The sequence below is a fragment of the Nocardioides ureilyticus genome, from assembly GCF_051280745.1.
Lineage (GTDB): Bacteria > Actinomycetota > Actinomycetes > Propionibacteriales > Nocardioidaceae > Nocardioides.
In genome coordinates this window covers 22,408-47,116 of the sequence record NZ_JBNCOG010000012.1, presented here as the reverse complement: position 1 = coordinate 47,116, position 24,709 = coordinate 22,408, and the positions used below count along the sequence as shown (strand labels likewise).

Genomic DNA, 24,709 nt, shown 5'->3' with positions numbered 1-24,709 from the left:
CGCTACCAGGAGGTGGCGAGCGGTCGCCCCTCCTGGTAGCCGGCGGCCGACTGGACGCCGACCAGCGCTCGGTCGTGGAGCTCCTCGAGGTCGCGCGCGCCGGCGTAGGTGCACGCCGAGCGGACGCCTGCACAGATCTGGTCGATGAGGTCCTCGACCCCGGGTCGCGCCGGGTCGAGGTACATCCGCGACCAGGAGATGCCCTCCTCGTAGAGCCCCTTGCGGGCCCGGTCGAAGGCCGACTCGGTCGCCGTGCGGTTCGCGACGGCGCGCGCCGAGGCCATGCCGAAGGAGACCTTGTAGGAGCGGCCGGACGGGTCCTCGACGAGGTCGCCGGGCGACTCGTGGGTGCCGGCGAACCAGGAGCCGACCATCACGCTCGACGCGCCGGCGGCCAGGGCGAGGGCGACGTCGCGGGGGTGCCGGACGCCGCCGTCCGCCCACACGTGCGCGCCCATCCCGCGGGCCGCCGCCGCGCACTCGAGGACGGCGGAGAACTGTGGTCGCCCGACGCCCGTCATCATCCGGGTGGTGCACATGGCTCCCGGGCCGACGCCGACCTTGACGATGCTGGCCCCTGCCTCGACGAGCGCCCGGGTGCCGTCGGCGTCCACGACGTTGCCGGCCACGACCGGGACGGTCGGTGCCAGCGCCCGGACGGCGGCCAGCGCCTCGAGCATCCGGTCCTGGTGGCCGTGGGCGGTGTCGACCACCAGGCAGTCGGCGCCCGCGTCGAGGAGCCGGCGGGCCTTGTCGGCCACGTCGCCGTTGACGCCCACCGCCGCGGCGACCCGGAGGCCGCCGCGGGCGTCGACCGCGGGCGCGTAGACCGTCGCCCGCAGCGCTCCCGTCCGCGTCAGCACTCCGACGAGGGAGCCGGCGCCGTCCACCGCGACCGCGAGCTGCTCGCGCGCCTGGTCCAGCGCCTCGAAGACGGCCCGCGGGTCGGTGGTCGCGGGCACGGTGACGAACCCGGTGCGCATCACCTGCTGCACCTGCGCGAAGCGGTCCACCTCGGCGCAGTCCGCGGCGGACACGACGCCGACCGGCCGGCCTTCGTCGACCACGACCGCGGCCCGGTGCGCGCGCTTGGGGATCAGCGACAGTGCCTCCGCGACCGTCTGGTCGCGGGTGAGCTCGATCGGGGTGTCGAAGACGTGGTGCCGCGACTTGACCCAGCGCAGCACGTCGGTCACGACGGGGATCGGGATGTCCTGGGGCAGCACGACGAGGCCGCCCCGGCGGGCCACCGTCTCGGCCATCCGACGGCCGGAGATGGCGGTCATGTTGGACACCACGAGCGGCACGGTGGCGCCGGTGCCGTCAGCGGTGGTGAGGTCGACGTCGTACCGGCTCGCCACGGCGGAGTGCCGCGGGACCATGAAGACGTCGTCGTAGGTCAGGTCGTGCGCCGGCGGGGTGTCGTGGAGGAAGTGCACGTGGGACGACTCTACGGGGCGGGCGTGCCTAGGGTGGCCGCGTGACGTACCTGGACCCCGGCGATCCCCAGCACTTCGCGACCCGGCTGCGCAGCGCCTTCGCGGATCGGTACGGCCGGGCGCCGGCCGTCGTCGGGCGGGCGCCGGGCCGGGTGAACCTCATCGGGGAGCACACCGACTACAACCGCGGGCTCGTCCTGCCGGTCGCGCTGCCCCACGCGACGTACGCGGCTGCCGCCCCCCGGGCGGACGGTCGGGTCCGGGTGGGCAGCCGGCAGCAGGACGACGAGTGGGAGGGCACGATCGCCACGGCCGGCCCCGGAGGTCCGCAGGGCTGGGCGGCCTACGCCGCAGGGGTGCTGTGGTCCCTCACCGAGGCGGGCTTCGACCTGCCCGGGATGGACCTCCTGGTCGACGGGTCGGTGCCGCTGGGGGCCGGCCTCTCCAGCTCCGCGGCGCTGGAGTGCTCGGTCGCGGTCGCGGCCCTCGCGGTGGCCGGCGTGACGCTCGACGACGACACCCGGGCGCGGGTGGTCCAGGCCTGCATCCGCGCGGAGGGCGAGGTCGCCGGCGCGCCGACGGGTGGCATGGACCAGGCCGTGGCGATGCTGGCCGAGGACGGCTCCGCGCTCCTGATCGACTTCGACACCGACGAGTCCCGTCCGGTCCCGTTGCCACTGCCGGCGCTGACCCTGCTGGTGACCGACACCCGCGTGCAGCACGAGCTCACCGACGGCGGGTACGGCGAGCGCCGCGCCGACTGCGAGGCGGCCGCTGCCGAGCTCCGCCTGCCGTCCCTGCGTGCGGCGAGCCTGGAACAGGTCGAGCGGATCCGCGACGACCGTGTGCGTCGCCGAGCCCGCCACGTCGTCACCGAGACCGCGCGGGTCCAGCCGGTCGCAGACGCCCTGGTCGCCGGGGACCGGGAGGAGCTGGCCCGCCTGCTGGCGCTCTCGCACGCCTCGATGCGCGACGACTTTGAGATCTCCTGCGAGGAGCTCGACGCGGCGGTGGCCGTGGCGATCGAGTCGGGGGCCGTCGGTGCCCGGATGACGGGCGGGGGCTTCGGCGGCTCGTCGGTGGCGGTCGTGCCGGACGAGCGGGTGGAGGCGGTCATGCGTGCGATCGACACGGAGTTCGCCCTGCGGGGGTTCACCGCCCCCGCGCACCTGCGAGCCGAGCCGTCCGCGGGCGCCGGCCTGGTGGGCTGACCAGGACCACCAGCCCGCCCACCACGCACAGGCCCGCCGCCACGGTCGCCTCGAGCACCGGGCCCGCGGCGTCTCCTGCCGCTCCGAACCCGACCGATCCCGCCGCCTGCCCGGTGGCCAGGGCGACGAGGAGTGCGGCGGTGCCGCCGCCGGCCGTCCCCGGCGCGGTGCCGCGGGCCCACAGGATCAGCACGGCGGAGAGGCCCATGTAGCCGGCGCCGAAGAGCGCCATGCTGGCATGGGCGACCCATGCCGAGGTGGTGACGACGGCGCACGCCACCCCGGCGCTCGCGAGCGCCAGGACGGCGGCGCAGGTGCACCACCCGCCGCGTCGACCGGCGCGCTCCACGAGGCCCCCGGTGAAGGTGCCGAGGAGACCGCCGGCGCCGAGGGCGATCCAGAGCCAGCCCACACGATCGGTGGTGACGGCCCCTGCCTCGCTGACGACCAGCGGCCCGAAGGTCCACGTGAAGGACGAGCCCGCGCCGGCGACGAACGCAGCGCCGGCGGGGAGCGCCAGGGCTCGCCACACCTCGCCAGCCCCGCGGTGCCCTTCCTCCGGTGTGGCCACCGGGGCGCCACCACAGCCGAGCGCACCGCCTCGCGCCGGGAACCACGCCGCTGCGGTCGCGGCGGCGCAGACCGAGCCCAGGAGCAGCCAGGCCGAGACCACACCGGCGCCGCTGGCCGCCACCAGCCCGGACCCGATCACTCCCACCGCGGTCCCCGCGTTGGCCAGCGACTGCGCGGTCGCGGCGAGCCCCGGCCCCACGACGGCGTCGACCAGGCGGACGACGGCGGGCGAGGCGAAGCCGCCTCCCGCACCGCCGACGACCACCGCGACCACGAAGGTCGCCGGGTGGGTGGCGAACGCGACGCCCAGGCACCCGGCTGTCGCGGTGGTGCCGGCGAGGGCCAGCCCCCACCGCGGTCGTCGGTCGACGAAGCGTCCGGCTGCCACGGCCGCCACGCAGTACGACGCGAACTGCGCGCCTGCTGCCCAGCCGAGGACCTCGACGAGCTGCGGCCGCTCCGCGGCCAGGGCCGGCGCGAAGAGACCCACGCCGAACCGCGCCATGCCGTAGGTCGCGGCGATCAGCAGCATGCCGGCGACCGCCGTCAGCACGCCGGACCGCTCGGACCGGGCGCCGGCCTCGACGGTCACCACGCGCTTCGTCCGCCAGCGATATAACGCCCGTTATGCATAGAACGAACGTTACACTGGCGAGATGGCGAAGCCCTCCGACACCCGGACCCGGATCCTGGACGCGGCCGAGGGACTCTTCTTCCAGGAGGGCATCGCGGTCACGGGCGTCGACAAGGTGGCGTCGGCCGCCGGGGTCGCCATCGTGACCCTGTACAAGCACTTCGGCTCCAAGGACAACCTCCTGCGCGAGGTGCTCGCCCGGCGGCTCCGCGACTGGGGTCGTCACTGGGACGAGGCGGTCGCCGCCGCCGGCTCCCCCGACGACCGGTTGCTCTCGATCTTCGACGCGGTCGTGAGCTTCCGCGCAGCCGCAGGGAAGACCCAGTGGTGCTGCTTCCTCGCCACCGCGTCGGAGCGGCCGCGGCCGGAGGACGCGGAGGCCGACCCGGTCTTCGCGCTCATCGAGCAGGACACCCGGCTGGTCAGCGACCGGCTGCGGAGCCTCGCCGCCGACGCGGGTTGCCAGGACCCCCACGCGGTCGCCGACATGCTGCTCGTCCTCTACAACGGCGCCCTCAGCAGCCTGCTCCGCGGCGCGCCGCGGGACCCGGTCGCCCACGCCCGCCGAGCCGCGGGGCGCGTGGTCGAGTCATCCCGGACCGCGACGCCCTCCGGGCCAGCCGGGCGCGGCTAGGTGGAGGACACGCCGACCCGGCCCTCGCGGAAGGCGTTGACGAACAGCGCGTGGTCGGCGCGCACCCGGTCGGCGTACTGCACCCCGAAGTCGACGACCCACTCGGTGAACTCCTCGCGCCGGCCCTCGAGCGAGGTCGCGATCGCCTCCTCGACCTGGAAGTCCACGAGGTCCTGGTCGCTGTCCTCGTCGGAGGCGCAGTGGATCTTGGCCGTCGCCCGGCCGAGCAGGCCGACGACGTCCCTGACCTGGTCCGGCTCGGTGAGGGGCGCCCAGTCGAGATCCACCTCGTACGGGGAGAGCTCGGCGACGACGAACCCCACGCCGTCGATGTCGGTCCAGCCGAGCAGCGGGTCAGTGTGCGCCTGCAACGCCCGCTGGCTCGCCACGGTCCGGTGCCCCTCGTGCCGGAAGTACTCCCCGATCGCGGCGTCGTCGACGAAGCGGCTGGCCGCGGGCACGTTGGCCTGCTTCATGGAGAGCACCACGTCGTTGTCGAGCGCCTGGCTGGCGCCCTCGATCAGCAGGTTGTACGCCGGCAGCCCCGCCGAGCCGATGCCGAACCCGGACTTGCCGACCACGTCGTGGAGCTCGTAGAACAGCCGTCGCGACGAGCGCTTCTCCTCGGGGATGGTGTCCAGGTACCGCTCGTAGGCCGTCACCACGGCCGCCTGCTCGCGGACGGGGAGCCGCCGGACCGTGTCGCCGTCGCGGAACCGTCGGACGCCGTCGGCCCGGATGGTCAGCGCATCGAGGAGGTCGGCACGGCGTTGCCGTCGCGCGTCGACGAGCGCGGCGTGCACGGGCCCGTCGGTGTTGTCGAGGTGGAGCGCGAACCCCTCGTCGTCGGCGGTGCTGCGGTAGGCGTCCACCTGGTCGAGGTAGCCGGCCAGGTAACGCCGGATCAGGTCACGTACGTCCGCCTCGGGGAACGCCTTCTGCCAGCCGACGAGGGCGAGGGAACCGGCGAAGCGCTGGAGGTCCCAGGTGAACCGGCCGACGTAGGCCTCGTCGAAGTCGTTGACGTCGAAGACGAGGCGGCCGTCGGAGTCCAGGTAGGTCCCGAAGTTCTCGACGTGAAGGTCGCCGTGGACCCAGATCCGGCCCGAGCGCTCGTCGACCCAGGGGTCGTCGGCCGAGGTGACGTCCGCGTAGAACACGCAGGCACTGCCCCGGTAGAAGGCGTGCGGGTCCGACGCCATCGTGCGGTACTTACCACGGAACGCCGTGGGGCTGGCCTCCATGAGCGGCGCGAAGGCGTCGGCCAGCGTGGAGACGATCAGGTCGGTCCGGTCCGCGTCCTTGCTCATCGGCCCTTCCCCACCCCGGTGACGGTGCCGTGCGCGGCCGGCTCGAGGTCGGCCAGGAACAGGACGTCGCGCAGCACCCGGGGCCTGCGACGGGAGGCCGAGTCGGCGTAGCGGTTCACGACGACCAGGTGACCGGGACCGAGCACCCGTACTCAGCCCGGACCGGGCATCCGTGCGGTGCCGTGCGGGCGCGGGTCGCGGGAGGCTCGGGGACATGGAGACCAACAACCACACCAAGACGACCACCGCCTTCTACGCCCAGGCCGGCCTCTCCTTCGCCGTCGCCCTGGTCGCCATGCTCTACGCCCTGCTGTACGTGCCCGTGGACCCGTGGATCCGCGCGTTCTTCGCCATCACCACGCTCTACCTCACGACCTCGGCCTTCACGCTGGCCAAGGTGGTCCGCGACGCCCACGAGAGCCAGCACGTCGTCGCGCGGATCGACCAGGCGCGGGTGGAGAAGATCCTCGCCGAGCACGACCCGTTCCGCGCCGTCTCCTGAGCCGGATCGGCGCCCGGTGGGTGGCGCCGGGGTGAGGGCGAGGTCACCGGCGCCCGCGTGTTGGCCGGGCGCCGTCCGGGGTACGGGCAGCAGAACGGTGCCCTGGTGGCACCTGCTTGACTCGCCGCACACTCGACCGACGGAAGGACCGACGCCGTGGCCCGCAAGAGCCCCCTCGGGAAGATCAGAGACGCCGCCCTCGACACGATCAAGGACCCGATCGGGTCCGGTCAGAAGGCGGTCGGCCAGGCCGTCGGCCAGGCGAAGGGCACGGTCGGGCTGGGCCGGGCGGTTGCCGGCCAGGTCACCGGTGAGGTCTTCGGCGCCGTGACCGGCCTGGTGCCCGGTCGCAAGCGGTCCGCCGAGGACACGTCGGGTGCGGGCTCCCAGGGTGGGTCCGATCCCGTCCCCGCGCCCAGCACGCGGGCCAACCCGGCCCCGGCGACGAAGAAGACCGCGAAGGAGCACGGCGACCCGGTCAAGCCCCCGGTCCAGGACGTCGCGACCGAGGTCGTCAAGAAGGCCTCGACCCGGGCCCCGGCCGGCAAGGGATCGGTGGCCAAGGCCGCGACCAAGAGGGCGACCGGCAAGAAGACGCCCGCGCAGAAGACCCCGGCGAAGAAGGCGCCCGAGAGCCCCATCGACGCGGCCGCCGACAGCACCGACGTGGACGTGACCCCGGCCGACGTGGCGAAGGCCGTCGCGAAGGCTCCGGCCAAGAAGTCGCCGGCGAAGAAGTCGGCCGCCAAGAAGGCCACGGCCGCCAAGGCGCCCGCCAAGAAGGCACCCGCGAAGAAGTCGCCGGCCAAGAAGTCGACGCCGTCGGGCAAGATCCCGCCCCGCAAGGCGCCGCTGTCGGCCGCCGAGCTCGCTGCGGGAGCCGGCACCGAGACGATCACCCCCGTGGGCACCCGTGGCGCCGACGTGTCGACCAACCCCGACACGACCGACCACGACCTCCAGCAGGTCGGCACCGAGCCGCTCGTGGACCCCTCGACCACCAAGGCGGTCGCCAGCGAGGCCGACACGCTGGGCAAGGCGAGCGACCCCGACAGGGGCTGACGCTCCCCCGTACGACGCAGACGGCCCCGCGGACCGAATGGTCCGCGGGGCCGTCTGTCTCCCGCCCGAGGGGCCGCCTGGCCTACTTCAGCTCGGCGCTGGTCAGCCCGAGGACCCGGCGGGCGATGATCAGCTGCTGGATCTGCTGGGTGCCTTCGAAGATGTCGAGGATCTTCGAGTCGCGCGCCCACTTCTCCAGCAGCTCCGCCTCGCTGTAGCCCACCGACCCGCACAGCTCGACGCACGAGAGGGTGATGTCGGACCCGACGCGGCCCGCCTTCGCCTTGGCCATCGAAGCCTCGAGGGAGTTCGGCTTGCGGTTGTCGGCCATCCACGCGGCCTGGAGCATGAGCAGGTGGGCGGCCTCCCAGTCGGCCTCCATCTGCAGGAACTTCGCTGCGGCCGCCGACTGCAGGTGCGCCGGGCGGTCGTAGTCCACCGTCACGCCGGCCTCCGCGAGGAGGTCCCGGGTGAGGTCGAGAGCGGCCCGGGCGCAACCCACGGCCATCGCCGCCACCAGCGGGCGGGTGTTGTCGAAGGTCGCCATCGCGCCGGCGAAGCCCTGCTTGGGGTCGATCTCCGGGGAGCCGAGCAGGTTCTCCTTCGGCACCCGGCAGTCCTCGAAGATGATCGTCGCCGTGTCGGAAGCCCGGATCCCGAGCTTGTGCTCGAGCCGGTCCACCCGCATGCCCGGGGTGCCCTTCGGCACGACGAACGACTTGATCGCCGCCCGGCCGAGCGACCGGTCGAGGGTCGCCCACACCACGATGTGGTCGGCTCGGTCACCGGCGGTGACGTAGATCTTCTCGCCGTTGAGGACGTACTCGTCCCCGTCCAGGACGGCGGTGGTCTTGATGTTCGCCGAGTCCGAGCCGGTGCCGGGCTCGGTGATCGCCATGCCGGCCCACACGCCGGCGAACCGCTCGAGCTGCTCGTCGTCAGCGACCGAGGCGATCGCGGAGTTGCCGAGCCCCTGGCGCGGCATCGACAGCAGCAGGCCCACGTCGCCCCAGCACATCTCGGCGATCGACATGACGGAGGCGAGGTTGGCGCCGTTCTTGACGCCGGTCTCGGTCTCCTTCTCGTCGCGGCGCACGCCCGCGGCGCCCGCGCCCTCGCTCGCGCCGGACTCCGAGAGCCCGTCGATCATCGCGGCGAGCATGTCGAGCTCCTTGGGGTACGCGTGCTCGGCGCGGTCGTACTTGCGCGAGATCGGCCGCAGCATGTTCATCGCGACCTGGTGCGCCTGCCCGACCAGCGGGCGGAACTTCTTCGGGTCCTCGAGGTTGATCGGCATCAGACCAGCACGCTCCCTTCCATCACTCCGACGGCCCGCAGGTCGCGGTACCACCGTTCCACCGGGTGCTCCTTGACGAAGCCGTGGCCCCCGAGCAGCTGGACGCCGTCGAGGCCGATCTGCATGCCCTTGTCCGCGCAGAGCTTGCGGGCGAGGGCCACCTCACGGGTGAAGTCCTTGCCGGCGGCGGCGCGCGAGGCCGCCTTGTAGGTGAGCAGGCGCATGGCCTGCAGCTCGATCGCGATGTTGGCGACCATGAAGGCCACCGACTGGCGGTGGGCGATCGGCTCGCCGAACGCCTCACGCTCCTTGACGTACGGGGTCACGTAGTCGAGCACGGCCTGGCCGGTGCCGACCGCGAGGGCACACCAGGCGAGGCGGGACAGGCGCACGCACTCCGCGTACGTGCTGCCGTCGGCGGCACCGAGCACGGCATCGGCGGGCACCGTGACGTCGGCCAGCGTCAGGCGGGTGAGCCCGGCTGCGCGGACGCCCATGCCCGGGTCGCCCTCGACCGTCAGGCCGGGGGTCGAGGACTCGACGAGGAAGAGCACCGGGGTGCCGTCGAGGGACGCCCCGACCACGAAGAGCTCGGCCTCGGCACCCAGCGGCACCAGGGACTTCGTGCCGTTCAGCACGTAGGAGTCGCCCTGGCGGGTCGCCGTGGTGCGGGGCGAGAGGACGTCGAAGAGCACGCTCGGCTCGTTGAGCGCCAGGGCCGCTGCGGGGCTGTCGTCGCCGGAGAACGCCGGGAGGTAGGTCTGCTGCTGCGCGTCGGTGCCCCACAGCCCGATCGCCGTGGCGACGGCGCCGGGCGCCAGGGTCGCGACGGCCAGCCCCATGTCGCCCTTGGCGAGGGCCTCGGCGACGAGGGTGCCCGCCATGGCGGAGCGCTCCTCCGAGATGCCGCCCAGGGACTCGGGAACTCCCAGCAGCGGCAGGCCCACCTCGCCGACGGCGGCCTTGACGTCGTCGGGCACCGAGCAGGACTCGTCGGCGCCCGCCGCAGCGGGACGGACGACCTCGTCGGCCAGCTCGCTCACCACGTCGACGAGCATCTGCTCGTCCTCGGTGGGGGTGAGGTCGAAGACACCGGTCCGGGGCGCGGCCGGGACGCGGACGCCCGGCTCACCGCGCTTCCCCGACTTCTGGAACTGCCGGCTCGCCGTGGTGACGGTCTTGAAGCCGTTCCGGGTGGCCGTGAAGACGACCTGCTCGGTCGACTTGCGCAGGCCGAGCCGGTCGATCAGGTCGCTCTGGGCGACCTTGTTGAGCGCCGCCACGGCATAGCCGATCGGGTCTCGCGATTCCTGGGAGGACAGCCCGTGCTTGCCGCCGGGCCTCAAGGTCTGGAACAGGGACATGGAAGTAATGTAACTGTGAGTTACACACCGGGCTACAGCAGTCCGGGTGGGCCGGGTCACACCCGTAGGATCGCCTCCATGTCCGACTCCCCCGAGCCGCCTCCCGAGCCGCCCGAGCACGCTCCCCACGGCCCGCTGCCCACCGGCGGCACGGTCCGCCCGGTGACCCGGTGGGGCACGCCGGTCATGCACCGCCCCCAGCAGCGGATCTCCTCCTACGACGCCGACCTGCGGGCCCTGGTCGCCGACATGGTCGCCACGATGTACGCCGCGGACGGCGTCGGCCTGGCTGCCTGCCAGATCGGCGTCGACGCCGCGGTCTTCGTCTTCGACTGTCCCGACGCCTCGGGCGAGCGCACGGTCGGTGTGGTCTGCAACCCCGTCCTCACCCTCCCCGAGGGGCGGGAGCGCCACCTGGAGGAGGCCGAGGAGGGCTGCCTGTCGTTCCCAGGAGCCTTCGTGGAGTGCGCCCGACCGGACGTCGCGTCGGTGACCGGCACCGGCCTCGACGGGGAGCCCGTGACGTTCTCCGGCGACGGTCTGCTGGCCCGGTGCCTGCAGCACGAGACCGACCACACCAACGGGACCGTCTTCGGCGACCGGATCCCCACCAAGCAGCGCAAGCGGCTGCAGAAGCAGCACGACCGTGCCGCCGCCGACTACCCCGCGGACTGGCCCGTCGGCGAGGAGTGAGCCGGGCGCGCCAACGCGTCCACGGTCGCACCGAACAGCCACGGCAGCCCCACTGCGGTCGGCACCAGCGCGGAGCGCAGGGGTCGGACGCTGCTCACGCCGAGCAGCGCCTGGGTGAGCCAGCGGTAGCGCCGGGTCAGCCGGCGCCACTCGAGCTCGTAGCCCTCCACGTCCTCGGCAGCGACCGCCTGCACCGCCGCGCCGGCCTGCGCGAGCGCCAGGGCGATCCCCTCCCCGGTCAGCGCGTCGACGTAGCCGGCGGCGTCGCCGACCAGCAGCACCCGGCCGGCGGTGCGGGCGCTCGCCTCCTGCCGGAGCGGGCCCGCGCCACGGTCCTGGCCGCCCGCCGGAGCGCCGGCCAGCCGCTCGAGCAGCTCCGGGAACGCGGCCAGGTGGTCGTCGTAGGTCCCGCGGCGGGTGGTCAGCACCGCGACGCCGACGAGGTCGTCGGCCACCGGGGTCACGTACGCCTCCGCGTCGCGCGCCCAGTGCACCTCGACGTGGTCCGTCCACGGCGCCACGACGTGGTGGCGGCGCAGGCCGCGCCGCAGCCGGCGACCGCGGGGGCGGTCGAGCCCGAGGGAGCGCCGCAGCGGCGAGTGCAGGCCGTCGGCGGCCACGACGTAGCGGGCGCGGATGCCGCCGACGAGCACCCCGTCGGCGAACTGCTCGACACCGCGGACGGCGTGCTGCTCCACGGGTACGCCGGCGTCCTCGACGGCCCGGCGCAACCCGTCGTGCAGCGTGGTGCGACGCACGCCGCGGCCGGCACCGGAGCGGAAGTCGGCCTCGACCCGGCGGGCGCCCGCGACGTACCGGATGCCCCGGAGCTCGTGACCTGACGGGTCGACGCCGAGGCCGGCCAGGGCGGCGACCGCGCCCGGCATCAGCCCCTCGCCGCACGCCTTGTCGACCGTGCCCGAGCGCTGCTCGAGGACGGTCGCCTCGAGCCCGGCCCGGGCGGCGTGGAGGGCGGTCGCCAGCCCCGCCGGTCCCCCGCCGACGACGACCAGGTCCCTCACGCCAGGTCCCTCACGCTGCGGCGCCCCGGGTCAGCCTCGCGAGCGCCGCGTCCTCCGCGCGGATCCGGGTGGCCAGGAGCCCGGCGTTGAGGACGGTGAAGACGAGCGCGGTGATCCAGGCGCCACCGACGAGCGGCAGCGCGACCCCCTCCACGACGACCGCCACGTAGTTGGGGTGCGGGATGAACCGGTAGGGCCCGCCGGTCACCCGCGGTGCGCCGGGAACCACGATGACCCGGGTGTTCCACTGCCGGCCCAGGGTGGAGATGCACCACCAGCGCAGCGCCTGCGAGGCGACGACCAGCGCGAGCATCGACCACGCCAGTGCCGAGGGCGGGTCCGGACGGCGGACCCAGACCTCGACGAGCGCCCCCACCAGCAGCCCGGTGTGGAGCACGACCATGAAGGGGTAGTGGCCCCGACCCGACTCCACTCCCCCCTGCGCCAGGCTCCAGGCGGCGTTCCGGTTGGAGACGACCAGCTCGGCGACGCGCTCGAGGCCGACGGCGAGGACCAGCAGCGTGAAGAGGACCTCGAGCGTCACGCGGCCGCCTCCGGGGCGCGCAGCAGCACCAGCTCGGAGCAGAACCCGGGACCCATCGCGAGCATCAGCCCGTACGACCCGGGACGGGGCGGCCGGTCGGCCAGGGTGTCGGCCAGGACGTGCAGCACCGAGGAGGACGAGAGGTTGCCGATCCGGCGCAAGGAGTCCCACGTCATGCCGAGCGCGTGGCGGTCGACCTGCAGGGCGTCCTGCAGCGCCTCCAGCACCTTCGGGCCGCCCGGGTGGGCGACGTACCACTCGACGTCGTCGGAGGTGAGGCCGTGGTCGGAGAGGAAGCCGGCCACGTCGTCGCCGACGTACTGCCGGACCAGGTCCGGGACGGAGGAGTCCAGGACGATCTTGAGCCCGCCGGCACCGACGTCCCAGCCCATCGTCCGCTCCGAGTCGGGGTACATCCGGCTGCGCGAGGCGAGGACCTCCGGCTGGGTGGCGTCGGTGGCCTGCGCGAGCGGGTGGTCCGGGCCCACGGCCACGACCGCCGCCGCGCCGTCGCCGAAGAGGCCGCTCGCGACGAGGTTCGCCACTGAGACGTCGTCGCGCTGGAGCGTGAGCGAGCAGAGCTCGACCGACATCAGGACCGCCACCCCGTCGGGGCGGCCCCGCAGCAGGTCGTGCAGGCGGGCCACGCCGGCCGCCCCGGCGACACAGCCCAGCCCGACCAACGGCAGCCGCACGACGTCCGGACGCAGCCCGATCTCCTGGGCGACCCGTGCCTCCAGCGAGGGGACCGCCAGCCCGGTGACCGTGCAGGACACGATGACGTCCACGTCCTCGGGCGTGAGGCCGACCGCCTTGAGGGCATCGACGACGGCGCGTCCGCCGAGCTCCACGCCGGTGCGGATGAAGACGTCGTTGGACTGGCCGAAGTCCTCGAGCCGGGGATACTCCTCCAGCGGCAGCACGGTGTGCCGGGTCTCGACGCAGGCGTTGCGGTGGAACCGGTCGACCACCCCGCGGTTGACGGCCCCCTCGACCATCGAGGTCGCGAACGACTCGGTGATCTCCTCCTGGGGGTGGCGGTGCTCGGGCAGCACGCCGCGCACGCTGACGACCCGGCTGGGGCGGCTGGTTCCGGTGGGTGGGGCGGCGGTCATGCGGACTCCTCGGTCAGGGACGGGTGGAGCAGGGCCCGGCCGAGGCCGAGCGCGAGCGTGGGCGTGAGTCGGCCACGGGCGAGGCCGAGCTCGACGAGGTCGTCGAAGACCCGCTGGTCGCGCCCCGCGGCGTGCAGCCCGGCGGTCAGCACCCGGGAGCTGCGGCTCAGGCGGGCCGCAGCCGCGGTGTGCCGCAGGTGCGGCAGGAGCACCTCGCGGGTGGCGCGACGATGCCGGCGGCCGGCGATCTGCGGACGACCGTCGCGGACCGCCGTGGCGGCGGCTCGGCCCGCGGCCAGGCCGGTGGCGACGGCGTAGAAGATCCCCTCGCCGGTGAGCGGGTTCACGAGGCCCGCCGCGTCGCCGGCCAGCAGCACGCGTCCGTCGGACGGGCGCCACCGCGCGGTGGACAACGGCAGGTGGTGCCCCTGCCAGGCCCGGGCGCCGGCGGTGGCCCCGGGCAGCAGCCGGTCCAGCCGGGCGAGCAGGTCCGCCCTCGTCGGCGAGGGCCGGTCGGCCCGGAGCAGCTCGCCGTACCCGACGTTGGCGGTGCCGTCGCCGCAGTCGAAGGACCAGGCGTACGACGGTTGGTGCTCGGTCCCGAGCCGGATGACCTGGGCGCCGCGGCGGCCGTCGGCGACCGGCGCGTAGCCCCGCACCGCCAGCGCGGCCGGTCCACGCGGACGGCCGAGCGCCCGCCGTACCTGGGAGTGCGCGCCGTCGGCGCCGACCACGACCGCTCCCCGGACGTCGTCGACCGCGACCGGGTCGTCCTGGCCGCCCGCGCGCACCTCCCGGACCCGATGCCGGCGCAAGGTCGCGCCGGCGGCGAGCGCAGCCTCGACCAGCCGGGCGTCGAGGACCGTCCTCGGGACCACGTACGCCGGACGGGCCATCGCCCGCTCCACCGCGGCCGGGCCGTGGCTCAGCCGCAGGCGGCGGACGGGCACCCGGTCGTCGAGGAGCCCTCGGACACCGATCCCGGCCAGCATGTCGAGGGCGTGCGGGGCGATGCCGTCGCCGCACGCCTTGTCCCGCGGGAAGTCGGCTCGGTCCAGGAGGAGCACCCGCAACGAGGGGTCGTGGTGCAGGGCGCCGAGGGCGGCGGAGGTCCCGGCCGGCCCGGCGCCGACGACGACGAGGTCCCAGTCGGCGCTCATGCCGCGACCAGGAGCACGACGTCGAGGACGGCGATCGCCATCGCGGCCTGGAACGGCGCCCGCCCCTTGCCCGCCACGGCCACGGCGGCGAGCGCGACGACCACCGCTCCGGCGGCCCAGGTCCACGCCGCAGGCTGCCCGGCAGGACCGAGCACCGCCACGACCGACGCCGACAGCAGCAGGACGACCGCGAGCAGTCGCGAGGGACGCGGGCCGATGCGGTGCGGGAGGCCGCGCACGCCGGTCCGCTCGTCGTCCGCGAGATCGGGGAGGGTGTTGAGCAGGTGGGCCCCGACGCCGAGGGCGGCGCCGGCTGCGGTCTGCCACCACGGGGCCCAGGACGGGTCGGCGGCCGCCAGCGTGATGACCGACGGCAGCGTGCCGAAGGCACACGCGTACGGCAGCCACGACCAGGGCGTCGCCTTGAGGCCGAGGTTGTAGGCGTGTCCGGCGCCCGCGCCGAGCACGATGTTGACGAGCGCGCTTCGCCAGCCGAGGAGCGCGGAGAGGGCCAGGCACGCGGCGGTGGCCAGCAGCAGGGCCCGGACGACCCAGCGGACCGGCAGTGCGCCGGTGGCCAACGGCTTGTCGGAGCGCCCGACGGCCCGGTCGCGGGGCAGGTCCCGCAGGTCGTTCCCCCAGCCGATGGTGAGCTGGCCGGCGAGGACCGCACCGGTCACCACGAGCACTCCGGTCGGCCCGAGGTCGCTGCGGACGGCGAGCAGCGCGGCCACCAGCGAGACCGCCAGCGCCGGACCGCCGTGCGCGGCGGTCAGCAGTGCCAGTGCCGGGTGCGGTCCCGGCTGCTGGCCGGACCGGGGACTCGACGCCGCGGGCACCGCGGGAACCGTCACGGGCGCCGCCGGACGGCGACCGGGCCGCGGCGGACCGCGTCGAGGAGCGCCCCCGGCACCGACCGTGGGCGGAGCACCGGCGTGCGGCCGGCCGAGGCGTGCTTCATGCCGGCGACGACCTCCTCGAAGACGGCCGGGCCGTCCTTCGTCGGCGCCCAACCCAGCTCCACCCGAGCCCGGGTGGTGTCCAGCGTGGGCAGGGCGAAACCCATGTCGAGCCAGCCCGTGTCGACCTGCTGCAGGCGGGCGTGCCAGGCCGCCGACATGACGCCGCGCACCACCTGGCTCGGCACGTGCACCAGCCTCGCCCCGAGGGCGTCGGCGATCACCTGCGAGGTGACCGGCGTCGGCGCGGACAGGTTGAACGCGCCGGCCGCGCGCTGACGGAGGACGGTGGCGATCGCCTCCGCGACGTCGTCGGTGTGGACCATCGGGATGACCAGGCCACGGTCCATCGGCAGGACCGGCAGCAGACCGAGGGCGCGAGCCGGCACGAGCGCCGGCACGCCGTACCGCAGGAGGGCCGAGCCGGCGGCGCGCTGGCCGACGATGCCCGGCCGCAGGCGGGTGACCGTGGTGCCGGCGCCGGAGGCCTCGTGCTGGTCCAGGAGCCGCTCGGCAGCCGACTTGTGCCGGCTGTAGCGAGAGGTCGGCACGCCTTCGGTGGGCCACGACTCGTCCACGGGACGGTCGTCGTGCTTCGGCGAGTACGCACCCACCGAGGACATGTGGACCAGGTGCGGCACGCCGGTCTCGGAGATCGCCTGGAGCACGCGACGGGTGCCGCCGATGCCGAGCTCCGCCAGGTAGGTGAGGTCGTGGGAGGGCTGGAACCCCCAGGCGAGGTGGACGACGGCGTCGGCCCCGGTGAAGGCCTCGACCAGCGTGTCGTGGCACGCGTCGGTGCTCAGGTCGACCGAGTGCCAGGTGACGCCGTCCTCCCCCGTGGGCAGGCGACGGGCGAGCCCGACGAGGTCGTGCGTGCCGTCCGCCCGGAGGCGTCGTACGACGGCGGAGCCGATGTTCCCGGTCGCCCCGGTCACCACGATGCGCATGGCCGCTCGGTGCCCGGTCACCGGAGTGGCTACACGCGCGCGTGGGCGACACCTTCCGGAGTGGGCTACCGGATCGACCGGCGTTGCGCCGCCGCGGGCACGGCCACGCCGCCGTCCTGGCGCTCCGGGCCCGGGCCGAGCCGGGCGTGCGCGTCGTCCGCTCGTCTTCGAGGCGGAGGTCTGACGTCACACCGGGGACCCGACTGTCGGTCCGCGACGGCGGGTACCCCTCTCGCACCGTGTCCCACGTCCCGAGGAGAGTCATGAGCCTGCCCGCGCCCGCCGACCTGCCCGACAGCGACGTCGTCGGGATCCTGCAACGCCAGCACGCGCGGGTCCGCGAGATGTTCGAGGAGGTCCTCCGCGCGGGCGAGCAGGAGAGGCAGGCTCGCTTCGACGAGCTCCGGGCCTTCCTCGCCGTGCACGAGACGGCCGAGGAGATGGTCCTCCGGCCGGTGACCGCCGAGACCGATGCCGACGTGGCCGGGGCCCGCAACCGCGAGGAGGCGGAGGCCAACGCCATGCTCGCCGAGCTGGAGAAGATGGACGCCTCGAGCGCGGAGTTCGAGACCTCCCTGCGCCGGTTCCAGGAGACCGTCGTCGCTCACGCCGAGGCCGAGGAGCGCGAGGAGCTCCCGCGCATCCTCGAGACCTGCGACCAGCCGAAGCGGACCGTCATGGGCCGCGCGCTGCTGGCCGCGGAGGCCGTCGCCCCCACGCACCCGCACCCCTCGACGGCGGGCTCGCCCGCGGCGCAGTGGGCCGTCGGCCCGGTCGCCTCCGTCGTCGACCGCACCCGGGACGCGATCAAGGCGATCCTCCCCGGCTGACCCCCGCCGAGGTGGGAGCCCCGCACGGTCGAGGTGGGAACCCCGCACGAGTCGACCGTGCGCGAGTGCCACCTCAACCGTGCGCGAGTGCCACTTCGACGGCGTACGGCGTGCTCAGCGGCGGGCGGTGACGTAGCAGGCGACGGCGGTCGCGGCCGCGACGTTGAGCGAGTCGATCCCCTCGGCCATGGGGATGATCGCCCGCCGGTCGGCCGACTGCTCCCAGCGGGTGGAGAGGCCGTGCCCCTCGGAGCCGAGCACCAGCGCGACCCGGTCGAGGCCGGCGACGGCCGCCTCGATGGGCGAGGAGTCGGCGGCCAGGGTCAGCGCGACGGTGGTGAACCCGCGGCCCGAGAGCGTCGGGAGCGCGTCGTACCAGTCCGGGAGCCGCGTCCACGGGACCTGGAAGACCGCGCCCATGCCCACCTTGATCGAGCGCCGGTACAACGGGTCGGCGCACCGCGGCGCGAGCAGCACGGCGTCGAAGCCGAGCGCCGCGCCCGAGCGGAAGATCGCGCCCACGTTGGTGTGGTCGACGACGTCCTCCAGCACGAGCACCGACCGGGCCCCGTCGAGCACGTCGTCGATCGACGGGAGTGCCCGCCGCTCCAGCGACGCCAGCGCGCCACGGTGGACGTGGAAGCCGGTCACCTCCTCGGCCAGCGCCTCCGACACCACGTAGCACGGCGCCTCGGTCACCTCGAGCACGTCGGCGAACCCGTCGAGCCACCGCGGGGCCATGAGGAAGGACCGCGGCCGGAACCCGCCCTCGACCGCCCGGCGCACCACCTTGGCGCCCTCCGCGATGAAGAGGCCGTGCTCCACCTCCAGGTGCTTGCGCAGCTCGACGTCGCGCAGGTCGCGGTAGTCGGCCAACCGGGGGTCGGCGGGGTCGTCGAGCTCGACGAGGTGGGCCATCAGGTCCCGGCCGGCTCGTGCTGGGGGTAGCTCTCCGGGTGCGCCACCGCGACGACCTCCCCGATGACGATGATTGCCGGCGGCTTCACCGCCTGGGTCTCGAGGTCGTCGGCCAGGGTCCCCAGCGTCGAGAGGACCGTGCGCTCACCCGGCATGGTGCCCTCGCACACCACGGCGACCGGGGTCTCGGGGGCGCGCCCACCCTCGACGAGGGCCGCCGCGATCGCCGGCGCGTTCTGCACGGCCATCATTAGCACCAGCGTGCCGGTGAGCCCAGCGACGGCCGGCCAGCTGGTCAGCGACTCGGGGTGGCCGGGCGGCAGGTGGCCCGAGATGACCGTGAAGTCGTGGGCGACGCCCCGGTGGGTCACGGGGATGCCCGCCACGGCCGGTACGGCGACGGGGCTGGTCAGCCCCGGGATCACGGTCACGGGCACGCCGGCCTCACGGCAGGCGATGACCTCCTCGTAGCCGCGTCCGAAGACGAAGTTGTCGCCGCCCTTGAAGCGGACGACCCGCTTGCCGGCCAGTGCCCGCTCCACGATGACCCGGTTGATCTCCTCCTGCTGCGCGCTCCGGCCCCGCGGCAGCTTGGCCACGTCGACCAGCTCGACGTCCGTGGGCAGGTCCCCCAGCAGCTCGCGCGGCGCGAGCCGGTCGGCGACGACCACGTCGGCGTCCATGAGCGCCTTGCGTCCTGCGACGGTGATCAGCTCCGGCTCGCCGGGCCCCCCGCCGACGAGCACCACCCCCGGGGTGCGGCCCTGCTCGTGCCGGGCGGCGATCCGGCCCTCCCGCATCTCCTCGACGATCTCGTCGCGGACCCGCGCCGAGCGGCCGGGGTCGCGGTTGCCGAGCACGGCGACGGTCACACCGTCGTGGCGGCCGGTCGCCGGCGTCCAGGCCGTCGCCTTCAGGGCGTCGTCGGCGCGCACGCAGAAGACCCGCCGCGCCTCCGCGGCCCGGCTCACCCGCTCGTTGACGGTCGGGAAGTTCGTCGCGGCGATGCAGTACCACGTGTCGTCGAGGTCGCCCTCCTCGAAGCCCCGCTCGTGCCAGGTCACCTCCCCCGATCCGACCAGCCCCTCGATCGCGGGGGTGACCTCCGGCGCGACGACGTGCACCCGCGCGCCCGCGGCGATCAGGTGCGGCACGCGGCGCTGCGCGACGTGGCCACCTCCCACCACCACCACACGGCGGTCGATGAGGCGCAGCCCGGAGAGGTACGTCGGTGAGTCGTTCACCTGCACATCATCGGTGTACGACGCGCCGACCGGTGGTACGGGCTCGGTGTCCGGACTAGGTTCGGACCCGTCCGCCCACTGCTGTAGGAACCGCGACAGGAGCCCGATGAGCCTCGACCGCCCGGTGAGCCCCAACCCCTACGACCTGCTGCCCCCCGTGCCGTCGTTCACCGTGACCAGCGACGACGTCACCGACGGCCAGCCGCTGGCGCAGGACCAGGTGGCCGACGGCGGCAACACCTCGCCGCACCTGGCCTGGTCCGAGGTCCCCGAGGGCACCCAGAGCTTCACGGTCACCTGCTTCGACCCGGACGCGCCGACGCCGAGCGGGTTCTGGCACTGGGTGCTCGTCGACGTCCCGGCCGACGTGACCGAGCTGCCGACGGGCATCGGCGCCGAGGGCGCGGAGCTCCCGGGCGGCGCGTTCATGTGCCGCAACGACGGCGGGGCGAAGGCCTTCATGGGTGCGGCACCGCCGCCCGGGGACCAGGTGCACCGGTACTTCTTCGTGGTGCACGCGGTCAAGGAGCCGACGCTCGGCGTGGACTCGGACGCCTCGCCCGCGGTCGTCTCGTTCAACCTCGCGTTCAAGACGGCGGGTCGGGCGATCCTGCACGGCACCTACCAGCACTGAGCCCGAGCACCGCCGCAGGGCCTCAGCCCCCGGCGGCCCGGCGCAGCAGCTCCTCGAACGGCGTCGGCTGGGCCAGCTCGTCCTCGACGGTGCGACGACCGCCGCCCGCGGCGTCCGGGCGGCTGACCTTCCCGACAAGCGCGGCGAGCTCGCCGGCCGCGCGGGCGATGCGGGCCTCCAGCGCCCCGCCGTCGGTGCCGCCGAAGTCCTCCGTCGCGGCGAAGACCCCCGTCGGCACGACCACCGCGCGCAGGTAGGAGAAGAGCGGCCGCAGCGCGTGGTCGATCACCAAGGAGTGGCGGGCGGTGCCGGCGGTGGCGGCCAGCAGCACCGGGGTGCCGTCGAGCGTGCCGGGCTCCAGCAAGTCGAAGAAGGTCTTGAACAGGCCCGAGTACGACGCGCTGAACACCGGCGTCACGGCCACCACGCCGTCGGCCGCGCGGACCAGGTCGATCGCCCGCGCGAGCGCCGGGCCGGGGAAGCCGGTGAGCAGGTGGTCGGTCAGCTCGTGTGCGACGTCCCGCAGCTCGACCACCGCGACCTCGGCCTCCTCGAGCGCGTCCACCGTGGCCGCGGCCAGGCGGTCGGCGAGCAACCGCGTCGACGACGGGTTCGACAGGCCGGCGGAGACGACGACGATCGACGTCATGCCAGCACCTCGTCGGTCTGTGCAGCGACGAGCGAGGCGTGCGTGGGTGCGTCGGGGACGTGAGCGGGCCGGCCCTCGGCGAAGCCCTTGCGCATCTCGGGCAGCAGCTCGCCGAGCAGGTCGAGCTGCTCGAGCACGGTCTTCAGCGGCAGGCCGGCGTGGTCGACGAGGAAGAGCTGGCGCTGGTAGTGGCCGGCGTAGTCGCGTGCGGCCAGCGTGCGCTCGAGCACCTGCTGCGGCGAGCCGACCACGAGCGGCGTCTGGGCGGTGAAGTCCTCCAGCGACGGCCCGTGGCCGTAGACCGGGGCGTTGTCGAAGTACGGCCGGAACTCGCGGACGGCGTCCTGGCTGTTGCGGCGCATGAAGAACTGGCCGCCGAGGCCGACGATCGCGGTGTCGGCCGGGCCGTGCCCGTAGTGCTCGAAGCGGCGGCGGTAGAGGTCGACCATCTGCTGGGTGTGCGAGGGCGGCCAGAAGATGTGGTTGTGGAAGAAGCCGTCACCGTAGTACGCCGCCTGCTCGGCGATCTGCGGGCTGCGGATGGACCCGTGCCACACGAAGGGCGGCACGCCGTCGAGGGGACGCGGTGTCGCGGTGAAGCCCTGCAGGGGCGTCCGGAACCGGCCGGACCAGTCGACGACGTCCTCGCGCCAGAGCCGGTGCAGCAGCGCGTAGTTCTCGACCGCGAGGTTGATGCCCTCGCGGATGTCCTTGCCGAACCACGGGTAGACCGGCCCGGTGTTGCCGCGGCCCATGGTGAGGTCGACACGGCCGCCGGTGAGGTGCTGGAGCTTCGCGTAGTTCTCGGCGATCAGGACCGGGTCGGTCGTGGTGATCAGCGTCGTCGCGGTCGAGAGGATGATCCGCTCGGTCTGGGCGCCGATGTAGGCCAGCGTGGTCGTCGGCGCGGAGGCGATGAACGGCGGGTTGTGGTGCTCGCCGGTGGCGAAGACGTCGAGGCCCACCTCCTCGGCCTTCTTCGCGATCGCGACCGTGGCCTTGATCCGCTCGTGCTCGGTGGGTGTGCGACCCGTGGTCGGGTCGGTGGTCACGTCACCGACGGTGAAGATGCCGATCTGCATGGCCGTCCCTCGTTCCTCGCGCCCCGCGCGATGGTTGAAACCCGAACGATGGTCTCAACGACGGGACGGGCGGCGCTATTCCGACCGGGCGGCCGCCGGGTGGGTCAGGCGCGCTGGGCGCCTCGCGTGCCCGCGGCGACCGCCCACCGGTCGAGGAGCCGCACCGGTGAGTCGGCGAAGCGCACGTCGTCGACGAACCACAGGTCCCCTCGGAAGGCGTCCGCCGTCACCTCGCAGGTCAGGTAGCCGCGTTGCCGGCCGTTGTAGAAGCGCATGTGGGGGTTCTCCGCCCGAGCGTCCTCGAACAGCGCGTTGTTGCCCTTGGCGGAGGTGACCGAGCTGCCGAGGAACTCGGTGGCGACGACGGGCGAGGCCGGGTCGTGCGTGAGGGTGATGTCGTTGACCATCGCCGCGTGCACGTCACCGGCGAGCACGACCGGGTTCGCCGGACCCGCCTCGGAGAGGAACCGGGTGAGCCGCTCGCGGGCGACGGGGTAGCCGTCCCACTTGTCGGCGTTGTACGCCGTGCGCTCGGGGTGGGGGTCGACGTCGATGGCCGCCAGGTAGACCTGTTGCGCCAACAGGCTCCAGACCGTGGAGGAGCCGCCGAGCCGGTCGAAGAGCCACTGCTCCTGCCCGGCACCCATGAGCGTGCGCGACGGGTCGAACGCCTCGGGAGGGAGGTCGCGGAAGGTCGCGCCCGGGACCAGCGGGCTGCGGTACTGGCGGGTGTCCAGCATGTCGAAGGAGGCGAGGAGCCCGTAGTCCGCGCTGCGGAACAGCTGGATCGAGGCGCCCCGGGGCCGGGACTGCGCGGCCAGCGGCATGTGCTCCCAGTAGGCCTGGTAGCCGGCGGCCTTGCGCCGGTCCGCGGTGGCGGTCGACTGGTTGTTGACCACTTCGTGGTCGTCGGGGACGACGATGAACGGGTGCGCCGCGTGGGCGTCCTGCAGGTCGGGGTCGAGCCGGTACTGGGCGTGCCGGATGCGGTAGTCGTCGAGCGAGTGGATCACCGCGTGCGGCAGGTGGCGCCGGTCCGGCCCGGCCGCCGGGTTCGCCGGGCCGGCCCCTTCGTAGATGTAGTCGCCGAGGTGGAGCACGACATCGAGGTCCTGCTGGGCGAGGTGGCGGTAGACCGCGAACCGGCCTGCGGGAAGGTTCTGGCAGGAGAGGGTCGCGAAGCGGAGCGACGACACCGCGGCTCCGGGCGCGGGGAACGTGCGGGTCCGGCCGGTGCGGCTGGTGCCGGGCCCGACCCGGAACCGGTACCAGTAGTGCCGGTCGGGCTCGAGGCCGCGGACGTCGACGTGCACGGCGTACGCCTCGGCAGCCGTCGCCCGCACCGACCCGGCGCGGACGACGTCTCGCATCGCCTCGTCGGTGGCCACCTGCCAGCCGACCTGGACGTCACGGCCGTCCATGCCACCGCCCACGACGAGCGGCTCCGGGGCGAGGCGGGTCCACAGCGTGACGCCGTCGGGGCGCGGGTCGCCCGAGGCGACGCCGAGGGTGAAGGGGTGGTCGGGGGTGCGGGAGGCGAAGGCTGGGGTGGCGGCCACTCCGGTCCCGCCGGAGACCACCACTGCCCCGCCGGCGCCGAGGACGGCGCGTCGCGAGAAGGTCACGGGCCACGAGCCCACCGGCGCCCCGTGTCGTCGGCGCGGCCAGCGGATGACGGACCGCCGACGGTCGGCTGAACAGGTGTCGCGGCGTCAGCCGGGCACACGATGGAGCAGCAGGACGGCGCGGTCGTCGTCACCTCGCGGGACCTGGCGGATGATCCGGCGCGCCGCCCCCGCGAAGCCGCGGACGACCGCCACGCGAGCGGTCTCCCGCAGCCAGTCGATGCCCGCGTCGAGGTCGGCGTCGCGCGACTCGACCACGCCGTCGGTGTAGAACAGCAGCGCCTCACCCGGTTCCAGGACGCCCGAGCTGCTCCGGAACTCCGGCTCGGGGACCACGCCGAGCGCCATGCCACGAGCGCCGTCCAGCAGCCACTGCCCAGTCGTCGCGTCGTACCGCAGTGCGGGCGGGTGGCCGGCGCTGGTCACGGTCCACGCCCCGTCGTGGAGGTCGACCACCACGTGCACCGCGGTGGCGAGGGACTCCTCGGACTCCTGCCGCAGCAGGAACCGGTTGGCCGCCGTCAGCAGCGCGTGCGGCCCGAGCGCCCCGATCAGGCCGCCCAGCGCACCGGCGAACTGCAGCGCCTGGGGGCCCACCGCGGACCCCTTCCCGCAGACGTCGACCAGCACCATCTCCAGGCGCCTTCCGTCGTCGGTCAGGTCGGCCACCAGGAAGTCGCCGGCGTAGCGCGAGCCGTGCGAGGCCCGCAGCGCGCTCTGCGCCATCCATCCGGCCGGCAGGGCCGGGACCTTGCCCTGCGCCTGCAGGCGCGCCTTCAGCTCCGCCAGCAGCGCCTCGCTCAGGGGCCCGGGCAACCCGCTGCGTTGCTGGCTGGACTGGTAGAGGATGAGCGCGACGGAGACGACCATCGTGGCGAGGATCGACCCGCGCGGACCGGTGATCGGCCCGTCGTGGACCATCACGCCGGCCGAGACGACGAGGACCACCGCTGCCAGCACCAGGAGCGGCTGGAAGCGGAGCGTCAGCATCCCGAGCAGGAGCCACACGAAGTACGACGTCGTCGGCAGCAGGTCGAAGCGGTGCCAGGAGACCACGCCGGAGAGCAGCACGCCCAGGCAGAGGACCGCCAGCGTCTCGGCCTGGCTGCGCCAGGAGCCGGTGCGCCAGCCGCTGACGAAGTCCCGCGCCCGGCTCACGCGGAGAAGAGTAGTGCGCCCGATGTCTGCGCGACCTGCGTTCTGACCAGCAGGGTCCTTGTGGCGCGAGTGCTCTGGTCACTACTCTCCCGGGACCCGA

The 24,709-nt window shown here is 74.1% G+C and carries 25 protein-coding genes; 7 read left to right on the top strand and 18 right to left on the bottom strand.

The window, feature by feature from the left end; genetic code table 11:
* Positions 1–2: 2 nt before the first annotated feature.
* On the bottom strand, positions 3–1,439 hold the full coding sequence (locus ACSMHG_RS08740) for a GuaB1 family IMP dehydrogenase-related protein (RefSeq protein ID WP_435743767.1): 1,437 nt from the start codon (positions 1,437–1,439) through the stop codon (positions 3–5).
* Between the two features lie 41 nt (positions 1,440–1,480).
* Between ACSMHG_RS08740 and galK the strand changes: the two genes are divergently transcribed.
* Complete coding sequence (gene galK, locus ACSMHG_RS08735; RefSeq protein WP_435743765.1) at positions 1,481–2,650, top strand: galactokinase; 1,170 nt, start codon at positions 1,481–1,483, stop codon at positions 2,648–2,650.
* On the opposite strand, the gene ACSMHG_RS08730 is transcribed toward galK, so the two are convergent.
* Positions 2,592–3,815 (bottom strand): MFS transporter, encoded by a 1,224-nt coding sequence (locus tag ACSMHG_RS08730; RefSeq protein WP_435743763.1) that lies wholly within the window; start codon positions 3,813–3,815, stop codon positions 2,592–2,594. The genes galK and ACSMHG_RS08730 overlap by 59 nt on opposite strands.
* Before the next feature lie 64 nt (positions 3,816–3,879).
* Between ACSMHG_RS08730 and ACSMHG_RS08725 the strand changes: the two genes are divergently transcribed.
* Entirely contained in the window at positions 3,880–4,491 is a 612-nt protein-coding gene (locus ACSMHG_RS08725) for a TetR/AcrR family transcriptional regulator (protein ID WP_435743761.1), read from the top strand.
* On the opposite strand, the gene ACSMHG_RS08720 is transcribed toward ACSMHG_RS08725, so the two are convergent.
* Together ACSMHG_RS08720 and ACSMHG_RS08715 are read right to left on the bottom strand one after the other, a co-directional pair.
* Positions 4,488–5,801 carry a DUF2252 domain-containing protein gene (locus ACSMHG_RS08720; protein ID WP_435743759.1) on the bottom strand — a complete coding sequence of 438 codons (1,314 nt, stop codon included), beginning with the start codon at positions 5,799–5,801 and terminating at the stop codon, positions 4,488–4,490. The two genes, ACSMHG_RS08725 and ACSMHG_RS08720, sit on opposite strands and share 4 nt — an antisense overlap.
* Positions 5,798–5,920: a hypothetical protein gene (locus tag ACSMHG_RS08715; RefSeq protein WP_435743757.1), complete on the bottom strand. Its 123-nt coding sequence runs from the start codon at positions 5,918–5,920 to the stop codon at positions 5,798–5,800. Before ACSMHG_RS08715 ends, ACSMHG_RS08720 begins: the two co-directional genes overlap by 4 nt.
* Positions 5,921–6,015: 95 nt before the next feature.
* Between ACSMHG_RS08715 and ACSMHG_RS08710 the strand changes: the two genes are divergently transcribed.
* The gene (locus ACSMHG_RS08710; RefSeq protein WP_435743755.1) at positions 6,016–6,303 is read left to right on the top strand and encodes a YiaA/YiaB family inner membrane protein; all 288 of its coding nucleotides are present in this window, start codon (positions 6,016–6,018) and stop codon (positions 6,301–6,303) included.
* 156 nt (positions 6,304–6,459) lie between these two features.
* Positions 6,460–7,365 (top strand): hypothetical protein, encoded by a 906-nt coding sequence (locus ACSMHG_RS08705; protein ID WP_435743753.1) that lies wholly within the window; start codon positions 6,460–6,462, stop codon positions 7,363–7,365.
* An 82-nt stretch (positions 7,366–7,447) separates the two neighbouring features.
* Here ACSMHG_RS08705 and ACSMHG_RS08700 read toward each other — a convergent pair whose 3' ends face one another.
* A complete protein-coding gene (locus ACSMHG_RS08700; protein WP_435743751.1) occupies positions 7,448–8,662 on the bottom strand; it encodes an acyl-CoA dehydrogenase family protein in 1,215 nt (404 codons plus the stop codon).
* A complete protein-coding gene (locus ACSMHG_RS08695; RefSeq protein WP_435743749.1) occupies positions 8,662–10,026 on the bottom strand; it encodes an acyl-CoA dehydrogenase family protein in 1,365 nt (454 codons plus the stop codon). The genes ACSMHG_RS08700 and ACSMHG_RS08695 overlap by 1 nt, the downstream gene beginning before the upstream one ends.
* Positions 10,027–10,104: 78 nt before the next feature.
* On the opposite strand from ACSMHG_RS08695, the gene def reads away from it, so the two are divergent.
* On the top strand, positions 10,105–10,719 hold the full coding sequence (gene def, locus ACSMHG_RS08690; protein WP_435743747.1) for a peptide deformylase: 615 nt from the start codon (positions 10,105–10,107) through the stop codon (positions 10,717–10,719).
* Here def and ACSMHG_RS08685 read toward each other — a convergent pair.
* Genes ACSMHG_RS08685 through ACSMHG_RS08660 form a run of 6 tightly spaced genes read right to left on the bottom strand, consistent with a single transcriptional unit; the run spans position 10,686 to position 16,469 of the window.
* The gene (locus tag ACSMHG_RS08685) at positions 10,686–11,741 is read right to left on the bottom strand and encodes an NAD(P)/FAD-dependent oxidoreductase (RefSeq protein ID WP_435743745.1); all 1,056 of its coding nucleotides are present in this window, start codon (positions 11,739–11,741) and stop codon (positions 10,686–10,688) included. The two genes, def and ACSMHG_RS08685, sit on opposite strands and share 34 nt — an antisense overlap.
* A 10-nt stretch (positions 11,742–11,751) precedes the next feature.
* Entirely contained in the window at positions 11,752–12,285 is a 534-nt protein-coding gene (locus ACSMHG_RS08680) for an isoprenylcysteine carboxyl methyltransferase family protein (protein ID WP_435743743.1), read from the bottom strand.
* The gene (locus tag ACSMHG_RS08675) at positions 12,282–13,400 is read right to left on the bottom strand and encodes a type III polyketide synthase (RefSeq protein ID WP_435743741.1); all 1,119 of its coding nucleotides are present in this window, start codon (positions 13,398–13,400) and stop codon (positions 12,282–12,284) included. Before ACSMHG_RS08675 ends, ACSMHG_RS08680 begins: the two co-directional genes overlap by 4 nt.
* Positions 13,397–14,560 carry an NAD(P)/FAD-dependent oxidoreductase gene (locus ACSMHG_RS08670; RefSeq protein WP_435743739.1) on the bottom strand — a complete coding sequence of 388 codons (1,164 nt, stop codon included), beginning with the start codon at positions 14,558–14,560 and terminating at the stop codon, positions 13,397–13,399. The genes ACSMHG_RS08675 and ACSMHG_RS08670 overlap by 4 nt, the downstream gene beginning before the upstream one ends.
* A complete protein-coding gene (locus ACSMHG_RS08665) occupies positions 14,557–15,399 on the bottom strand; it encodes a UbiA family prenyltransferase (RefSeq protein ID WP_435743737.1) in 843 nt (280 codons plus the stop codon). The genes ACSMHG_RS08670 and ACSMHG_RS08665 overlap by 4 nt, the downstream gene beginning before the upstream one ends.
* An 11-nt stretch (positions 15,400–15,410) precedes the next feature.
* Positions 15,411–16,469: an NAD-dependent epimerase/dehydratase family protein gene (locus ACSMHG_RS08660; protein WP_435743735.1), complete on the bottom strand. Its 1,059-nt coding sequence runs from the start codon at positions 16,467–16,469 to the stop codon at positions 15,411–15,413.
* 263 nt (positions 16,470–16,732) lie between these two features.
* Between ACSMHG_RS08660 and ACSMHG_RS08655 the strand changes: the two genes are divergently transcribed.
* Positions 16,733–17,299: a hemerythrin domain-containing protein gene (locus ACSMHG_RS08655; protein ID WP_435743733.1), complete on the top strand. Its 567-nt coding sequence runs from the start codon at positions 16,733–16,735 to the stop codon at positions 17,297–17,299.
* Positions 17,300–17,413: 114 nt separating this feature from the next.
* Here ACSMHG_RS08655 and ACSMHG_RS08650 read toward each other — a convergent pair whose 3' ends face one another.
* Positions 17,414–18,217, bottom strand: coding sequence for a TrmH family RNA methyltransferase (locus tag ACSMHG_RS08650; RefSeq protein ID WP_435743731.1), 804 nt, complete (start codon positions 18,215–18,217; stop codon positions 17,414–17,416).
* Positions 18,217–19,461: a uroporphyrinogen-III C-methyltransferase gene (gene cobA, locus ACSMHG_RS08645; RefSeq protein ID WP_435743729.1), complete on the bottom strand. Its 1,245-nt coding sequence runs from the start codon at positions 19,459–19,461 to the stop codon at positions 18,217–18,219. Before cobA ends, ACSMHG_RS08650 begins: the two co-directional genes overlap by 1 nt.
* A gap of 106 nt (positions 19,462–19,567) precedes the next feature.
* Between cobA and ACSMHG_RS08640 the strand changes: the two genes are divergently transcribed.
* Positions 19,568–20,095 (top strand): YbhB/YbcL family Raf kinase inhibitor-like protein, encoded by a 528-nt coding sequence (locus tag ACSMHG_RS08640; RefSeq protein WP_435743727.1) that lies wholly within the window; start codon positions 19,568–19,570, stop codon positions 20,093–20,095.
* Positions 20,096–20,117: 22 nt separating this feature from the next.
* Here ACSMHG_RS08640 and ACSMHG_RS08635 read toward each other — a convergent pair whose 3' ends face one another.
* The 4 genes from ACSMHG_RS08635 to ACSMHG_RS08620 all read right to left on the bottom strand — a co-directional run bounded on the left by ACSMHG_RS08635 (position 20,118) and on the right by ACSMHG_RS08620 (position 24,609).
* Positions 20,118–20,744, bottom strand: coding sequence for an FMN reductase (locus ACSMHG_RS08635; RefSeq protein ID WP_435743725.1), 627 nt, complete (start codon positions 20,742–20,744; stop codon positions 20,118–20,120).
* Positions 20,741–21,826 carry an LLM class flavin-dependent oxidoreductase gene (locus ACSMHG_RS08630; RefSeq protein WP_435743723.1) on the bottom strand — a complete coding sequence of 362 codons (1,086 nt, stop codon included), beginning with the start codon at positions 21,824–21,826 and terminating at the stop codon, positions 20,741–20,743. Before ACSMHG_RS08630 ends, ACSMHG_RS08635 begins: the two co-directional genes overlap by 4 nt.
* Before the next feature lie 104 nt (positions 21,827–21,930).
* Positions 21,931–23,451 (bottom strand): alkaline phosphatase D family protein, encoded by a 1,521-nt coding sequence (locus ACSMHG_RS08625; RefSeq protein ID WP_435743721.1) that lies wholly within the window; start codon positions 23,449–23,451, stop codon positions 21,931–21,933.
* Positions 23,452–23,538: 87 nt separating this feature from the next.
* The gene (locus ACSMHG_RS08620; RefSeq protein WP_435743719.1) at positions 23,539–24,609 is read right to left on the bottom strand and encodes a PP2C family protein-serine/threonine phosphatase; all 1,071 of its coding nucleotides are present in this window, start codon (positions 24,607–24,609) and stop codon (positions 23,539–23,541) included.
* Positions 24,610–24,709 lie beyond the last annotated feature (100 nt).

Excerpts from the sequence above, each read along its gene's own strand:
- ACSMHG_RS08675 (WP_435743741.1), bottom strand. The coding sequence starts at position 13,400 with ATGACCGCCGCCCCACCCACCGGAACCAGCCGCCCCAGCCGGGTCGTC.
- ACSMHG_RS08720 (WP_435743759.1), bottom strand. The coding sequence starts at position 5,801 with ATGAGCAAGGACGCGGACCGGACCGACCTGATCGTCTCCACGCTGGCC.
- ACSMHG_RS08725 (WP_435743761.1), top strand. The coding sequence starts at position 3,880 with ATGGCGAAGCCCTCCGACACCCGGACCCGGATCCTGGACGCGGCCGAG.
- def (WP_435743747.1), top strand. The coding sequence starts at position 10,105 with ATGTCCGACTCCCCCGAGCCGCCTCCCGAGCCGCCCGAGCACGCTCCC.
- ACSMHG_RS08640 (WP_435743727.1), top strand. The coding sequence starts at position 19,568 with ATGAGCCTCGACCGCCCGGTGAGCCCCAACCCCTACGACCTGCTGCCC.
- ACSMHG_RS08660 (WP_435743735.1), bottom strand. The coding sequence starts at position 16,469 with ATGCGCATCGTGGTGACCGGGGCGACCGGGAACATCGGCTCCGCCGTC.
- ACSMHG_RS08635 (WP_435743725.1), bottom strand. The coding sequence starts at position 20,744 with ATGACGTCGATCGTCGTCGTCTCCGCCGGCCTGTCGAACCCGTCGTCG.
- ACSMHG_RS08710 (WP_435743755.1), top strand. The coding sequence starts at position 6,016 with ATGGAGACCAACAACCACACCAAGACGACCACCGCCTTCTACGCCCAG.
- ACSMHG_RS08670 (WP_435743739.1), bottom strand. The coding sequence starts at position 14,560 with ATGAGCGCCGACTGGGACCTCGTCGTCGTCGGCGCCGGGCCGGCCGGG.
- ACSMHG_RS08695 (WP_435743749.1), bottom strand. The coding sequence starts at position 10,026 with ATGTCCCTGTTCCAGACCTTGAGGCCCGGCGGCAAGCACGGGCTGTCC.
- ACSMHG_RS08655 (WP_435743733.1), top strand. The coding sequence starts at position 16,733 with ATGAGCCTGCCCGCGCCCGCCGACCTGCCCGACAGCGACGTCGTCGGG.
- ACSMHG_RS08630 (WP_435743723.1), bottom strand. The coding sequence starts at position 21,826 with ATGCAGATCGGCATCTTCACCGTCGGTGACGTGACCACCGACCCGACC.
- ACSMHG_RS08700 (WP_435743751.1), bottom strand. The coding sequence starts at position 8,662 with ATGCCGATCAACCTCGAGGACCCGAAGAAGTTCCGCCCGCTGGTCGGG.
- ACSMHG_RS08650 (WP_435743731.1), bottom strand. The coding sequence starts at position 18,217 with ATGGCCCACCTCGTCGAGCTCGACGACCCCGCCGACCCCCGGTTGGCC.